This is a genomic window from Parendozoicomonas verongulae (assembly GCF_009711465.1).
GTDB classification, from domain to species: domain Bacteria; phylum Pseudomonadota; class Gammaproteobacteria; order Pseudomonadales; family Endozoicomonadaceae; genus Sansalvadorimonas; species Sansalvadorimonas verongulae.
This window is the reverse complement of record NZ_SMME01000790.1, coordinates 1-15,157: the sequence shown is the minus strand read 5'-3', so window position 1 is coordinate 15,157 and position 15,157 is coordinate 1. Positions and strand designations below refer to the sequence as shown.

At 50.1% G+C, this 15,157-nt stretch carries 14 protein-coding genes; 9 read left to right on the top strand and 5 right to left on the bottom strand.

What is annotated here, in order from left to right; all coding sequences use genetic code 11:
- The first annotated feature begins 167 nt into the window (after nucleotides 1-167).
- From E1189_RS07425 to E1189_RS07400, 7 genes are all read left to right on the top strand, one after another.
- Nucleotides 168-521: a Lar family restriction alleviation protein gene (locus tag E1189_RS07425; protein WP_155159400.1), complete on the top strand. Its 354-nt coding sequence runs from the start codon at nucleotides 168-170 to the stop codon at nucleotides 519-521.
- Nucleotides 522-599: 78 nt separating this feature from the next.
- The gene (locus tag E1189_RS07420) at nucleotides 600-887 is read left to right on the top strand and encodes a hypothetical protein (protein WP_155159399.1); all 288 of its coding nucleotides are present in this window, start codon (nucleotides 600-602) and stop codon (nucleotides 885-887) included.
- Between the two features lie 82 nt (nucleotides 888-969).
- Entirely contained in the window at nucleotides 970-1,320 is a 351-nt protein-coding gene (locus tag E1189_RS07415; protein WP_155159398.1) for a YopX family protein, read from the top strand.
- An 83-nt stretch (nucleotides 1,321-1,403) separates the two neighbouring features.
- Entirely contained in the window at nucleotides 1,404-1,616 is a 213-nt protein-coding gene (locus E1189_RS07410) for a DUF551 domain-containing protein (protein ID WP_155159397.1), read from the top strand.
- 77 nt (nucleotides 1,617-1,693) lie between these two features.
- Nucleotides 1,694-1,894 (top strand): hypothetical protein, encoded by a 201-nt coding sequence (locus tag E1189_RS07405; protein WP_155159396.1) that lies wholly within the window; start codon nucleotides 1,694-1,696, stop codon nucleotides 1,892-1,894.
- A gap of 47 nt (nucleotides 1,895-1,941) precedes the next feature.
- Nucleotides 1,942-2,178, top strand: a complete 237-nt coding sequence (xisR, locus tag E1189_RS26420) for an excisionase family protein (RefSeq protein WP_490352974.1) — start codon at nucleotides 1,942-1,944, stop codon at nucleotides 2,176-2,178.
- Nucleotides 2,151-3,440, top strand: a complete 1,290-nt coding sequence (locus E1189_RS07400) for a site-specific integrase (RefSeq protein ID WP_155159395.1) — start codon at nucleotides 2,151-2,153, stop codon at nucleotides 3,438-3,440. The genes xisR and E1189_RS07400 overlap by 28 nt, the downstream gene beginning before the upstream one ends.
- A 12-nt stretch (nucleotides 3,441-3,452) precedes the next feature.
- On the opposite strand, the gene E1189_RS07395 is transcribed toward E1189_RS07400, so the two are convergent.
- Complete coding sequence (locus E1189_RS07395; protein ID WP_230460246.1) at nucleotides 3,453-4,511, bottom strand: NAD(P)H-dependent glycerol-3-phosphate dehydrogenase; 1,059 nt, start codon at nucleotides 4,509-4,511, stop codon at nucleotides 3,453-3,455.
- Nucleotides 4,512-4,892: 381 nt separating this feature from the next.
- On the opposite strand from E1189_RS07395, the gene fabA reads away from it, so the two are divergent.
- Together fabA and fabB are read left to right on the top strand one after the other, a co-directional pair.
- A complete protein-coding gene (gene fabA, locus E1189_RS07390; RefSeq protein ID WP_155159394.1) occupies nucleotides 4,893-5,408 on the top strand; it encodes a 3-hydroxyacyl-[acyl-carrier-protein] dehydratase FabA in 516 nt (171 codons plus the stop codon).
- A 24-nt stretch (nucleotides 5,409-5,432) separates the two neighbouring features.
- Nucleotides 5,433-6,650 (top strand): beta-ketoacyl-ACP synthase I, encoded by a 1,218-nt coding sequence (gene fabB, locus E1189_RS07385; RefSeq protein WP_155159393.1) that lies wholly within the window; start codon nucleotides 5,433-5,435, stop codon nucleotides 6,648-6,650.
- A 35-nt stretch (nucleotides 6,651-6,685) separates the two neighbouring features.
- Here fabB and E1189_RS07380 read toward each other — a convergent pair whose 3' ends face one another.
- The 4 genes from E1189_RS07380 to E1189_RS07365 all read right to left on the bottom strand — a co-directional run bounded on the left by E1189_RS07380 (nucleotide 6,686) and on the right by E1189_RS07365 (nucleotide 14,799).
- Nucleotides 6,686-8,728 (bottom strand): ubiquitin carboxyl-terminal hydrolase, encoded by a 2,043-nt coding sequence (locus E1189_RS07380; RefSeq protein WP_155159392.1) that lies wholly within the window; start codon nucleotides 8,726-8,728, stop codon nucleotides 6,686-6,688.
- Between the two features lie 39 nt (nucleotides 8,729-8,767).
- The gene (locus E1189_RS07375) at nucleotides 8,768-10,426 is read right to left on the bottom strand and encodes a M4 family metallopeptidase (RefSeq protein ID WP_196221290.1); all 1,659 of its coding nucleotides are present in this window, start codon (nucleotides 10,424-10,426) and stop codon (nucleotides 8,768-8,770) included.
- A gap of 163 nt (nucleotides 10,427-10,589) precedes the next feature.
- Nucleotides 10,590-12,500, bottom strand: coding sequence for a molecular chaperone HtpG (gene htpG / locus E1189_RS07370; RefSeq protein ID WP_155159390.1), 1,911 nt, complete (start codon nucleotides 12,498-12,500; stop codon nucleotides 10,590-10,592).
- A gap of 319 nt (nucleotides 12,501-12,819) precedes the next feature.
- Nucleotides 12,820-14,799, bottom strand: coding sequence for a BCCT family transporter (locus E1189_RS07365; RefSeq protein ID WP_155159389.1), 1,980 nt, complete (start codon nucleotides 14,797-14,799; stop codon nucleotides 12,820-12,822).
- Nucleotides 14,800-15,157: the final 358 nt, after the last annotated feature.

Below are 15,157 nucleotides of genomic sequence, written 5' to 3'. Positions count from 1 at the left end.
CTGGATATTAAACAGATGCTTAAAAGGCATATATCAGAAATGGAGTACGAAGTTGAATCACTCCAACAAGAAATTGAAACACTGAAAACTAAAAAAGAAACAATCCACCGGGAAGCGATAAAACTCAGAACAAAGTTGGCCACAATTCCAGAGGATAAGGAAAAAGTATGAATAAGAATATGGAAGACGAATTAAAGCCCTGCCCGTTTTGTGGGGGCGCTGCTCAGCTTATAGAAAACTGCATGCAAGACCCGTTAGGCCGTCCCAGAGTTGATTGTTCTGTTTGTAGAGGCGGTTTTGATTACTGCGATAAAGAAGTATTAGTTAAGCGATGGAATACCAGGATTTCAACAGAACGTGCTGCTCCCTGTCAGCATTACTGCGAGCAAGCAGCCTTTAACGCAGAGATAAAAAAGCTGAAGGCGTTAATCAAGGAAGCAGCTGATTATCTGGATACGGGCTCCCACACATCAATTGCCAGCAACAGCATTATGCACAGAGAGTTTCGGGAAGCCGTGTAACCGTTGACTAATGACGGGCTGCCGAAGGCAGTCCTGACCATTGAGTCGTTATCTGCCGGTAGGAACAGGACAAGACGAATGGACACTAAAGAATTACTGAAATGCTACCAGTCTGAACTCGGATCGAGTCGGGCAATGTGTGATGACCGAGGTAAAAAGATTTGGGCTGATATTGATTGTGCGCTTATCAAGCTGCAAGAAAATAAAGAAAAGCGAATAAGGCTTGATGCTGACAACATGCAGTTAAAGTTTGCTCTGGCTGAAGCTCGGTCACGGTTTAAGCAGTACGAAATGGATTGTGATGAATCCGCGCCAGATAGCCATAGGCTATTCATGGAACGCATAGACACTCTTTTAGGCAGATAACCGTTGACTAATGACGGGCGCACGTAGTGCGTCCTGACCATTGAGTTGTTACGTGGCCTTTACTCAGAACAGGACGAATAAGATGCGAGAAATCAAATACAGGGCCTGGGTAAAACGCGCCCAGCAAATGGCAAGCTGGAAAGAAATTCAGGAAAAGCAGAACCTGCATCGCCTGATCGGAAACCCAGATTATCCATTGATGCAGTACACCGGACTGACAGACGCTAATGATGTCGAAATCTACGAAGGCGACATAGTTCGTTTTTGTGTAGTGGAAGGCGAACCCGGTGAAAAGAGACGTGAAAGCGAGATAGGGGAAGTAAAAGTTCACCCGCTCGGCGTATGGCTTGGCGACTGGGATTACTTATGGTGTGAACAAATCGAAGTGGTTGGAAATATCTACGAGAACAAGGAACTGGCTAAGGCCATGTAACCGTTTGCTAATGACGGGCGCAGCACGCTGCGTCCTGCCCATGTGGTTGTTATGTGCGATGCACGATTTAAAAGGATTAAAGAATGAAAGAGGCTGATTGGATTTCAGTAAATGACAAACTCCCAGAAAAGTTAGTCGAGGTTTTAGTTTCATATGGAAGATTTAAATGTGTTGCGTATTTAAAAGAAGATGAAAACGGTAATCCCTTCTGGACTGACAGGGAGTCATTCGGCGAGCCATGGAAAGATGCTCCCCGATTTTGGATGAATATCGCGCCAGAGCCGAAAAGCACATAAGACACCAATATCGTTGACATGCAAGGACTACCACACAAAGCGGTTGTTATGCGTTGAACTGATAACTGGAGATAAACATGAAACTTTACAGATGCGCTGACGGGACTCGGATAAACCCCACAAATGTCACACATGCACGTAAATACAAAGAAGAAAACAAATTCGTTGTGAAATTTGCATTCATCGGCGGCGTTGGTCGAGAGATTTTATTTGATCGAAACGCTGATGCTGAATTAGAAATTGAGGCTTACGAAGAACACTGCGAAAAATACGCATAACACGTTCTTATACGGAGTAAGGCCGCATAAGCAAAAAATACGAACTTATGCGGCTATCAAGAATCAAGGTAGACGAATGGAGAGTTTTGGAGATGGCCAGCGTAGCATGGGTTAGACCCCAAAAATTGTCCCAAGAAACTGGATATTCTGAAAAAGCTATTCAGAACAAAATAGACAGAGGCGACTGGGCTCAGGGTGTTGTCTGGCGTAAGGCCCCGGATGGGAACAGGCTGATCAATATAGAGGAGTTTAATAAGTGGGCCGAGTCAAGACCTCAGACATAGACGAACTCGTTGCAAATACACCTGGTGTTGAAGTTCACGGAAAATCACTCCGTATAACATTCAAGTACAGGGGGGTGCGGTGTCGGGAACGCCTGGCACTCCCCATCACCAAGTCGAACATAAAGTATGCAAGTGGACTCAGGGCTTCAATCCTTCATGATATAGCCGTTGGCATATTCAACTACAGCTCTCACTTCCCTGATAGTAAAACAGCCCAGCGACTCGGCATTATCACCGACAAACTGAAAAGCGTTACATTTGATGAAGCTGCGAAAGAGTACAAGGAAATCAAAAAAGCCGACTGGGGGATACAAACACGCTCTACAAAAGGTCTCGCGCTTGATGCTATCGGTTCCTTTTTTGGACCAAAAACAATCATAGCCTCTCTTACTGCGACTGACATTAAAATGTTCAGAACACACTCATTCGAGACCGTAGCGCCGTCAACAACGAATGACCGGTTGTCAGTCCTGAAGGGTTTGCTGGAGTTCTGTGAATCGTCACATTACACAGAGAGACAGCTGTCACAAGAGTGCCAAAAGGTAAAACGATCTAAGAAACACCCGGATCCATTCTCTCTGGAAGAGTACAACAGGCTTATAGACTCTCCCGCTGTGCGGCCAGAACTAAAAACATTTATCACACTGGGTGCATACACAGGTCTGAGAACACAAGAGCTTTGCGCTCTGGCATGGGAAGACGTGGACTTTGAGAACAACCGATTGCACGTAAGGCGGGCGATCATTCAGGGTAAAAAGTTTAAGGGAACCAAGACTGGCGAGGATAGAAAAGTGATCCTCCAACCACCAGCACTGGCTGCACTGAAAAAACACCTCTCTGTTACAGGAGCGTTTCCCCGTGAAGATATAAAAGTCTCAACGGTAGGAAGGGATTTTTATATGGACTCTGTCAGGCCAGTCTTTCGCATCAGTCAGAATAGAATCCGAACCGGAAGCCCATGGCGGCAACCGAAAGATCTCTCTGTTAACTGGCGGAGCCTCATGAAAAAAACAGGGGTAAGGTACAGGAACATCTACCAGCTACGGCACACATTTGCATGCTGGAACCTAACTGCCCACGGCAACATTGCATTCATAGCCAAGCAGATGGGGCATGCCGATTATTCCATGCTGGTTAAGATTTATGGCCGTTGGATGGAATCAGAAGATGATGTGGCAGCCCTCAGAATCTGGGACTCCCTTTCCGGTATGGGGCACCGAAATAATGCCCCACACGTGCCCCAAGAAATCAGGACTGCATGACAGTCCTTTGATTTATAAGGGTTTTTCGGCCTTAACAGAAAACTCAACGTCCGTTTTCTGCTCACGCATCATCATAGTACTGGTTACCTGCTTGATATCCTTGCCTTCCATGATAATGGCATACAGGCCGTCCACAATAGGCATATAAACCCCTAACTCCAGCGCTTTGTCACGCACCAGCGCCAGCGTGTTAATGCCTTCAGCAACCTGCCCCAGTTCAGCTTCCGCGTCCTTAAGAGATTTGCCCTCCCCCAGCGCATAACCTACACGGAAGTTACGGCTGAGTTTAGACTCACAGGTCACAATCAAATCACCAACACCCGCCAGGCCAAGAAAGGTCATCGGGTTCGCCCCCATCTTCACAGCAAAGCGGCTCATCTCTGCGAGACCACGGGTAATCAGCATACTGCGAGTGTTATCCCCCATCCCCAGAGCCGTGGCCAGCCCCGCGACAATGGCATAAATATTTTTCAGGGCGCCCCCCAGCTCCACGCCATAACGGTCGTAGTTGGAATACACCCGGAAGTAGTCACAGTGAAGAATATCCTGAACCGCCTGACAGAGGTTCTCGTCCTCACTGGCAATCACTGTCGCGGTGATATGACGGGCCATAATCTCCTTGGCAAGATTCGGCCCACTCAGCACACCGATTCGGGCACCGGGGATTTCTTCGTGGAGGATCTCCGTCATCAGAGCAAAAGTACCGGCTTCCACACCCTTGGTTGTTGAAACCACCAGAGCATTGCCCACCTTGCCTTTGAGGCGGGTTACGACACTGCGAAAGGCTTTACTGGGAATGGCGACGAATATAACGTCAGCGTTTTCTACGGCCCGGTCCAGATCGGACAGGGCCAGAATTTTTTCACTCACCGGATACTCCGGCAGATAACGTTGATTAACATGAGTGCGGTTCATCTGAGCCGCCTGTTCTTCAGAGCGCATCCACTGGCGAACGGTATGGCCCTTACGGGCTGCAATATCCGCCAATGCCGTACCAAAGCTGCCACCACCAAGGACGGTAATTGCTGAACTCTTCATCGTGAGACTGTGTGCGGTATCGGAGCTGGTCATGCCTAACTGTCTATCCACCACTGCTGAGGTTAGGACGATAATACACCAGCACGCTCACCTTGATATCGTCTTTTCGCTGAAATACCGCAAGATTTTCACACTCTTCTACTGAGATTATCAGTGAACGTGCGTACAAAACGCGGAATCTTTGCCACGATGTGATATTCTTGCCGCCATCGCAATAATTTGGTGTTTATGTAACTGCTCGGTGACTTTGAGTCGGAGTGTTGTTACAGGGCACGAATTGCCATTAAACCCGTCAACAGCCGGTGATATAGTCCAGCGAACTCTTCGAGATTCAAAGGCAGTTATCACACTGTCAGAAGGTAGCAAGGTTGCTGATTCTGGCGTCCTCTGCCAGAGAGCAACCAACCGGAAGGAATGATGAACAAACACAGCTTCAGTCGTGAAGAACTGCTGGCATGTGGCAAGGGCGATCTGTTTGGCCCTGGCAACGCCCAGCTCCCCCTGCCCAATATGCTGATGATGGATCGTATCAGTCATATCAGCACCGAAGGTGGTGAATACGGGAAAGGTGAGATTATTGCCGAACTGGATATCAACCCCGACCTCTGGTTTTTCCAATGCCACTTTGAAGGTGACCCTGTCATGCCAGGTTGCCTTGGTCTGGACGCTATGTGGCAACTGGTAGGCTTCCACCTGGGCTGGCTGGGTAACCCCGGCCGCGGCCGCGCCCTTGGCTGTGGTGAAGTGAAGTTTACCGGCCAGATTCTCCCCACCAGCAAAAAGGTGACCTACCACCTCCACATCAAGCGTGTTATCTCTCGCAAGCTGGTGATGGGCATTGCTGATGGTGTCGTCTCCGTAGACGGCCGTGAAATCTATACCGCGAAGGACCTCCGTGTAGGTCTGTTTACGCGCACAGACAATTTTTGATTAGCTGATTAAGGTTCTGAGTCTATGAAACGCGTTGTTGTTACCGGCCTGGGCATCACTTCCTGCCTGGGTAACGACGCCGAAACCGTGGCCGCTTCCCTGAAGGAAGGCCGCTCCGGCATCCGCTTCAACGAATCCTACGCAGAGCAGGGTTTCCGCAGCCATGTGTCCGGCTCTGTCGATATCGACTTCGCCGAGCACATCGACCGTAAGCAAATGCGCTTTATGGGCGATGCGGCCGCTTACACCTTTATTGCCATGAAGCAGGCCATTGCCGATGCCGGCCTGCCTGAAGAGCTGGTGTCCAGCCCGCGTACCGGCCTGATTGCGGCCTCTGGTGGCGCGTCCACAGCCAACATCGTCGAGAGCACCGATATTCTCCGGGAAAAAGGCGTAAAGCGCATTGGACCCTACCGTGTCACCCGAACCATGGGTAACACGGTGTCTGCCTGTCTGGCGACCCCTTTCAAGATCAAGGGTGTGAACTACTCCATCACCTCAGCCTGTGCCACCAGTGCCCACTGTATTGGTAACGCAGTCGAACAGATTCAGCTGGGCAAGCAGGACATCGTATTTGCCGGTGGCGGTGAAGAAGAGCACTGGTCCCAGACCGCTATGTTCGACGCCATGGGCGCACTGTCCAGCAAGTACAACGAAACCCCAGAGAAAGCGTCCCGTGCCTATGATGCCAACCGTGACGGTTTCGTGATCGCAGGCGGTGGTGGCATTCTGGTTCTGGAAGAACTGGAACACGCTCTGGCCCGTGGTGCAAAAATCTACGGTGAAGTCACCGGCTACGGTGCAACCTCCGACGGTTACGACATGGTGGCTCCATCCGGTGAGGGCGCAATCCGCTGTATGCAGCAGGCCATGAGCACCCTCGACGGCCCTATCGATTACATCAACACCCACGGTACTTCTACTCCTGTTGGTGATGTGGCCGAACTGGGTGCGATCCACGAGACATTCGGTAACGATTGTCCGTTGATCAGCTCTACCAAATCTCTCAGTGGTCACTCTCTGGGTGCCGCTGGTGTTCATGAGGCTATTTACTGCCTGCTGATGATGGAGAATGACTTTGTTGTCGCCTCTGCCAACATCGACACTCTGGATGATAAGGCAGAAGGGCTGCCTGTTGTGATTGGTGAGCCTAAGCAAATGAAGCTGAATCGAATTATGTCCAACAGTTTTGGCTTTGGTGGCACCAATGCGTGTCTGGTGTTTGATCGTTACGACGGTTAATTATTGACCCAGCCAAACACAAAGAAGGGGCACAATCAGTGCTCCTTCTCCATCACATACACGTAACCACAAAGCCCTCTTTGGGCACACAGCTCTCTCCAGTTGCCTGAACTTTGATAACTGCGGACTCTGGCGTAATCTTCTGGTGAGGCCACCAGATCATCGTCACAGAAGACTACATCCTCCTCCCCCTCACCACGGAACTTCAACGTCATATAATGACCGGAATCCAGAGAATCCCCCGCATGGCAAACAATGGCTTTCACCCGATAAGACACATACTCCGGCTCTCCATCGCCTCTGGGGTACAGAGGAATTTCAACGGTCCGTTGAAAGTTCGTCAGAATATCCTGTCCTTCCTGTTTCAGGTACTTCTTCTGCCCGTTATCGTCATACTCAAAGATTTTTGTCTGCAGCACAAGTTGTTTGGGGGCGGTGTGACCACTGGGAACGAAGCCGACTTGTCTGACCTTTTCAGCCTCTTCTGCTTCCCTCTCTGTTAATCCCGTGCCAGGCAATCGCTCTACAGGCCATTTATAATCATTCACCACTTCCCCCTTTTGGAAGGCGTTGATACATCCTTGCAGGGTCTGCTGACCTTTCGCCGACATGCTGATCAGAGGCTGTTTGGAGTTATGAATAAGAACCGCCGTGTCTTTCACTACCCCGTTATGTATAAGCTGCTTGCGATCCACGTTTCTCACAGTGCAATCAAGCCGGTGCTCAACACCAAAGACTTCTGAAATGCGGGAAAGAAACTCTTCCGGGTCCTGCTGACTAATACGGGCCAGCAGCAGTTTATGGCCTGGTAAAGGCTTTTCAGACTCATTGCCTCTTCGGGGCATAAGCACACCTTTGACCCCGGTATTATCCATAATGATCCCGTACTCCAGCAGGGCCTGTAAAAACGCTTTCTGGCTATGAACGGGGGTACCACCACCGGACCGCCCATCGAGAGCGTCGGCCAACCGGACAAAAGCCCCTGACACTTTTTGGTACGCCCTGAGCCTGTCAGCCATTCCCCGGGGGTTATCCTCTGCAATCGCCCTTTGAGGATTGCCTGCCATTTGCATTGCACGATCACGAATATCCTGAGCACGTTCATTGGTTGCAGCGGCAAGCCAGTCATTGATGGCTTCTCTGGAAGCGTCTTTGGGGCCGGGGTAGTCAGCTCTTTGTGGAACATAAGTGAGCTGGTCCAGAATATTGATAAAGACACCAACGGGAATACCTGCCCGAATCTCATTCAGCACTCCGGAGCTTTCCCACAGAGTGGTCAGAGCCTGCAGGGAGCTGTTCATAAAGCACATATTGCTGTAGTTATACAGCCCTGTACCCGCAGGCTGCATCTGCATAGCCTGCAATGTTTCTGCCCATGTCTTATCCGGGTCAAAGTTATCGACGATACACGCCGTATCAAACAAGCCCTTAACAGCCTGTTTCCGGGCCTCAACGACAAAGTCAATCCCTTGCGCTTGATAAACAGCAGCAACCTCAGGGTCATGGACAAGAGCGTTATGGGTAGGGTCTTCATTCAGCCGGTTAAGGTTCACAAGAGCCCCGAACATACCATTGGTGAAAACAACACCGGCTTCTTCTTCGTAACACTGTGCTTTGCGAAAATGGGTGAGAAAACGTTCAAGTTGCTTCTGCGAAAAAGTATTGGCCGGAACGCTCGCAAATAAACCTTCAAACTCTTTACGGCTGGAAACAAGCAGGTTGCCTGCTGTATCCCGTTGATGTTCCAGTGCCCTGTACAGTGCCTCATTAGCCGCTTCCGTTCCCTGAACTTCCGTGCCAGGCTCTTTTCTTTCCTGATGTGTCGCAGTGGAGTTCTGTCTCGCAGGAGGTGTGGTCTGGCGTGTCACCACTCTGGGAATCACCTCATGATCCGGCAGCTTACTGATGGAGTAATTGCCAATCTCCACACCGGCTCCTGCTGGCATAGAGCGATCAACCCTGATTTTCTTATCCGGGTAAACCAGCCTTACTAACCTATGAAGAAGCTTCCCCAGTCTGGGCAGGTGCTTATCAATAAAGCGCATAAGTGCGCTGTCACCCGAACCACTCACTTTCATTGTGTAATTCCTTTTACAACGTCATGATTTCTGGACTGCTTAACAGGCTGGTGTAACTCCAACCTTATCAAATGCGTCACTGATAATACTGGCACTTACACCATCCACCTGTGCGGCCTGACTCACTCCACAGGCAGCTTCAGAGAAAGTGGCCGTCGATGTCCAGTACAGCATGTTGGCACGCACCATCAGCCCGAAAGCTTTGCGTACATCCCCGTTAAGAGCATTCACGATGTAATAGAATGCCCGGTTCATAATGCCGCTACCCTTGTGTACGATATAACTCTGGCGGCTGGTGGTAGGAATCTGCTCTGACGTTTTATACATCTGCGCCCAGGTGATATCACACCCTGATACAGGATTTTCACATTCTGCGGAGTTATAGGTGGAAGGATTATCCATGGAGCGCATAGCAAAGCTGCCTTTGGTGATACGATCCCCAATACGCCAGTCAATTCCTTCCTGGCCAATCAGAGTTTCATAAGCCGGGCGGCTGTAATACTTAAGATAATATTCAGCCGCTACTGCAGCCATATCAGAAAAAGCCTCGTTCAGGGCACCGGACTGGTTGGCATAAATCAGGTTGGAATTTTGCTGGGTAAAGGCGTGGCTGAGTTCGTGGGAAACAATGGCAATGGATACCAGCGGGTAATAACTCAAATTTCCATCACCGAAAGCCAGATAGGTGCCATCCCAAAACGCATTTTCATAGTTCTTCCCCACATTCACCAAAACAGTCAACTGCTTGGCCTGCCCGTTAGGCAGAGCCATTACCGGATGGTTGTACCAGCCCTGAAACATAGAAGCCACAAGATTGGTAAACACATAGGCATCATTGGCAGGTGCATAGCCACCATTACTGATATCGCCAACATTTTCTCCACAGGTATAGCTCACAGGTTTGGGTTTATTGGACACCCACCACCCATTATTCAGGGAGACAACCTTCACCCGGGAGTTTCCCAGCAAGCAAGCACCATTGCTGTTACTCACCGAGAATGAAGGCATATTGGCACCACCAAACTGGTATTTACCGGTTTTCCCATTGCCCCCCGGGCCCTGATCGGAATACAGCCCCTGGATATTGTTCCAGTACTGCAACACCTTATTGTCGGCAGCTTCGATTATGTAATGGGGCCACAGAGGCGGGCCAGCTTTCGGTTGTATACGAAAGCTGACCTGATAGGCCAGTTTCGCCTGCTCATCCTCGTCAATCCAGACAACTGGCTGACTGTCGATTCCGGTTATCTTGCCATTCACACCAATGGTGTTATGAAACTCCTCTTGGGCAAAGGTGGTGATATTAGAACGGAAACTATCAGTGAGAAACTCACTGTAAACCGGCAATTTCAAATTCTTCGCCAGCTTGCCAAAGAAGCGGGCTGAATCGTGATCCCAGCTATCACCGTTTTTTCCGAAGTGCCCCACCACGCTGCGACCTACAACTTCGAGCCCTTGGTAATACTGGCGATAGCGCACATAGCGCTTCCCTTCCAAAGTGAAGCTGCGCATCTGTACAAGAGTATGATCAAAGGTACTGGCGTCCAGATCCTCTGTAGTGTCATCCACAAGAGTGAACGCTTTCAACTGTTCAACAGAAGCATCTTTAATGAGCTCATCGTCCATTGCCTGGGCAGAAGCCGACAGCAGACACAATAAAGGTAGTGAAGAGAACATGCGGCGAAGTGAGAGAGCCATATCCGGACCCATAAAGAGAAATTATCCTCTTGGCTATCGGTAAACCGGAGACAACTCTGAGAAGCAACGCGCAGACACAACTCAAATAAAAGTGCAGACGACAAAAAACCGCCACCCCTTTCGGGTATGGCGGTTTTTCTTAAGCCGACAGTCTGCTTATTGGTTAGCTGTTAGACAGCTCCAGCAGCAGTTTGTTCAGACGCAGAACATAAGCACCGGGATCATCCAGCTGACCACCTTCAGCCAGACGGGCCTGATCAAACAGAACCTTGCCCAGCTCGGCAAAACGGTCTTCGTCCTGCTCGTTATCCAGACGGGTGATCAAGGGATGTTCAGGGTTGATCTCAAAGATAGGCTTGGACTCTGGCACAGCCTGGCCTGCTGCTTCCATCATCCGACGCATCTGGGCGCCCATATCGTTGGCACCTACCACCAGGCAGGCGGGAGAATCAGTCAGACGGTGGGTGACACGCACAGACTCAACGTCATCCTTCAGGGTATCCTGAATGCGCTTCACCAGATCTTCACTCTTTTTCTCAACATCTTCCTGAGCTTTCTTGTCTTCTTCAGAATCCAGCTTGCCCAGGTCGAGGTCACCACGTCCGACATCTTCGAACTGCTTGCCATCGAACTCATTCAGATGAGACATCAGCCACTCGTCGATGCGGTCAGACATCAGCAGCACTTCGACACCCTTCTTGCGGAACACTTCCAGGTGCGGAGAGCTCTTGGCGGCATTGAAGGTTTCAGCAGTTACGTAGTAAATCTTGTCCTGACCGTCCTTCATGCGTTCGATGTAGGCTTCCAGAGACACATCCTGTTGGTCCTTGCTCTCTTCCGTGGAAGAGAAACGCAACAGTTTGGCAATCTTCTCGCGGTTGGAGAAGTCTTCACCCGGGCCTTCTTTCAGAACCTGACCAAACTCATTCCAGAAGGTCTGGTAGGTTTCGGCATCGTTCTTGGCCATCTTGGTGAGCATATCCAGAACACGCTTGGTGAGCGCGTTGCGCATGCTGTCAACCTGAGGGTCTTTCTGCAGGATTTCACGGGATACGTTCAGGGACAGATCATTCGTGTCCAGCACACCCTTGATAAAACGCAGGTACATAGGCAGGAACTCTTCTGCCTTATCCATGATAAATACGCGCTGAACAAACAGTTTCAGGCCACGATCCATCTCACGGTTATACAGATCGAAAGGTGCCTTGCCAGGTACATACAACAGGCTGGTGTACTCCAGCTTGCCTTCAACACTGTTGTGGCTCCACTTCAGCGGATCGCCGTAGTCGTGGCTGATGTGATGGTAGAACTCTTTGTACTCATCTTCGGAGATGTCGCTGCGGCTGCGGGTCCACAGGGCTTTTGCCGTGTTCACAGTTTCCCATTCAGGGGCTTTCTCTTCCTTGTTGTCTTCGTCTTCGGAAGGCGCTTCTTCCTTCACCATAAGAATGGGCAGGGAGATGTGGTCAGAGTACTTGCGAATAATGGAGCGCAGCTGCCAGCCGTTGGCAAACTCTTTGTGTTCGTCTTTCAGGAACAAGGTAATGCGGGTACCACGGGTGCTTTTTTCAACAGGCTCCAGAGTGAACTCGCCGGAACCATCGGATTCCCACGCAATGGCCTCTTTCTCACCGGCCTTCAGGGTTTCCACGCGCACTTTGTCGGCCACGATAAAGGCAGAGTAAAAGCCTACGCCGAACTGACCGATCAGCTGGGAGTCCTTTTGCTGGTCACCAGTCATGCTCTTCAGAAAGTCGGCAGTGCCGGACTTGGCGATGGTGCCCAGGTTAGCGATCACGTCGTCACGGGTCATACCAATACCGTTATCGGTGATGGTGACCGTCCTGGTGTCTGCATCAAAGCCGATACGAATTTCCAGATTAGGATCGTTGCCCAGCAGTGTGGCATCATGCAGAGATTCGTAACGGAGTTTGTCTGCCGCATCGCTGGCGTTGGATACCAGTTCACGGAGGAAAATTTCAGGGTGGGAGTACAGGGAGTGAATCATCAGCTGAAGCAACTGCTTCACTTCTGTCTGAAAGCCCAGTGTTTCTTTTTGAGTTTCGGTAGTCATAAACCCGGATTCCTTATCAAAAACCCTATAAAAAAGAGTGTCCCGACTCAGCCGGAACAGCGATAAATCGTTGTTATTCCGAAGGTGGGGACAGCGAAATCGCTTTTCAAGGGAATTTTTTTAAATTCATGCAAAAAAATACACAGGCAGACAGGGAGATCACTAACAATCCTGTTACCAGCCTCACCATCGGCAATATTTCCCGTAGATAAAGGCTGTCACACACGGTAAGGCTTTGCCTAAAAATAACTTCCCGATTTCGAGAGTATTGAAACACGGAAGTTATTTTCAGACAGTTCCTTAAGAACAAACTGAAGGATCAGTCCCTGACGCGATGCAGGAAGTGCATATGTTTCTCGTACTGGTCGATAATATCGCCAATCACCTGCTCTTTGGTCCAACCCATGATGTCGTAGTCCTGTCCCCCCTCACCCAGGAAGACTTCGGCGCGGTAATACTTACTCTCATCATCGTCTTCATCATCCACCACAAAGCTGGGCTGCATGAAGGCACGAGGCTTAACGCGGTACAGGAAATCCTGCTCATCACCGTGGGACACCTGCAACGCTGGTTTACCGCCAACCCTGGCATCCTCTGTAACGTCAACCGAAGCACGCACTCCCTGCTCTTGCAGCTCTCTGGCTACAGCCTCCATGGCGGGAACAACAGTCTGACGCATAAAGTGAGTCACACTCTTACGTTCAGGAAAGTTCACGACATTGTACAAGCGGTTCTGCCAGGAGCTGTGCTTTTGCCCCAGGCGAGGAGCCAGCGTAATCTGAGACATACTTTCCCTCTTAGCCGCATCCACCGCCAGAGCCTTGAGCAACCCCCAACCGGAAATCAACAAAATAACGGAGAATGGAAGGGCCGTAGCAATGGTTGCACTTTGCAGCGCCTTCAAACCGCCTACCAGCATCAGCACCAGCGCAACCAATCCAATCAGACAAGACCAGAACACTCGCTGCCAAACTGGTGTTGTACCTTCGTCTTTTGAAGCCAACAGGTCAATCACCATGGCACTGGAATCAGACGAGGTGACAAAAAACACCACAACCATAACTACCGCCAGACCAGACAAAATATTACTAAACGGGAAGTACTCCAAAAACTTAAACAACGCCAGAGAGACATCGCTCTGTACAATCTGCCCTAACTCACCGCCTCCCTGATTCATAATCAGGTCAATGGAGGTGTTACCAAACACTGTCATCCACAGGAAGGTCAACGCCGAAGGTACGAACAGTACGCCACCAACAAACTCACGAATGGTGCGACCACGGGAGATACGGGCAATGAACATGCCCACAAAAGGCGACCAGGACAGCCACCAGGCCCAGTAAAACAGCGTCCAGCCACCAAGCCAGTCGGTAGGTTTATAAGCATAAAGGTTAAATGTTTTATCCACCAACTCAGACAAGTAACCGCCGATATTCTGTACAAACATCTGAAACAGCAACGTGGTTGGCCCCAGAGCCACCACCATGATAATCAGCATAAGAGCCAGCAGCAGGTTCAGCTCAGACAGACGACGAATTCCCTTATCCAGACCAGAGGCAACAGACAGCGTTGCCAGACCGGTAATAACAACAATCAGAATACCCTGCACGACAGTATCAACCGGAATACCAAAGAGGTAATGCAGCCCGGAGTTCACCTGCAGAGCACCGTAACCCAGTGCAGTAGCTACCCCAAAGGTCGTACCCAGAATGGCAAAAATATCAACACTGTGCCCAACAGCCCCATAAATACGATCGCCAATCAACGGGTACAGTGCAGAACGCAAGGTAAGCGGCAGGTTATGACGATAGCCAAAATAGGCCAGTATCAGTGCAACGACTGCATAAATGGCCCAGGCGTGGAACCCCCAATGGAAGAAGGTGATACCCATAGCCTCTTTCGCAGCATCTATACTGCCAGGGCTGCCAACAGGGGGGGCAAGAAAGTGCATAACCGGCTCGCCGACACCAAAGAACATCAGGCCAACGCCCATACCGGCTGAGAACAACATGGCAAACCAGGAACCAAAACTGAAGTCCGGTTCTGAATGATCCGGCCCTAACTTGATATCCCCATAACGGGACAGACCAATACACACCACCCCAATCAGAATCACTGCCACAGCTGCAATATAGAACCAGCTGGCATTGGCCATGATGCTATTTTGGATGGCGCTAAACTGGACTTCAGACTGAGCCGGGAAGAGCGCCGCATAACCAACCAAAAGCATGATCAGAACAGCAGAGCCAATAAAGACAGGTGGGTTTATCGTATGGGTCGGCTTTTTTTGTGAAGCCATAAGAACGAGAGCTCTCCTGAGCTTGGTTAAAGACTGTTTATCCAAGTCAACACAAGAAGCTGATAAAGCAATTGCGGCATCTCTGTTGACTCAGACCACTAGATATACGAGGCAGGAAGTTAGACATTTCTTGGCTAGAAAGATTAGACAGCCAATTGTTAGTATTCAAACCCAACTTGTTCTTTGTGTTCCATGGTGCACGAAACTGCATCGCAAAAGAAGCAAGAGAAACAAGCAGAAAACGGTGACCACCCAGGTAGAACGACCAGGCCAGACATCGAAAACTATCGACCCACAGAGGACACGGTAGCTTTGAGAAAAGAGGATGGTGCCCGGAGCCGGAATCGAACCGGCACGG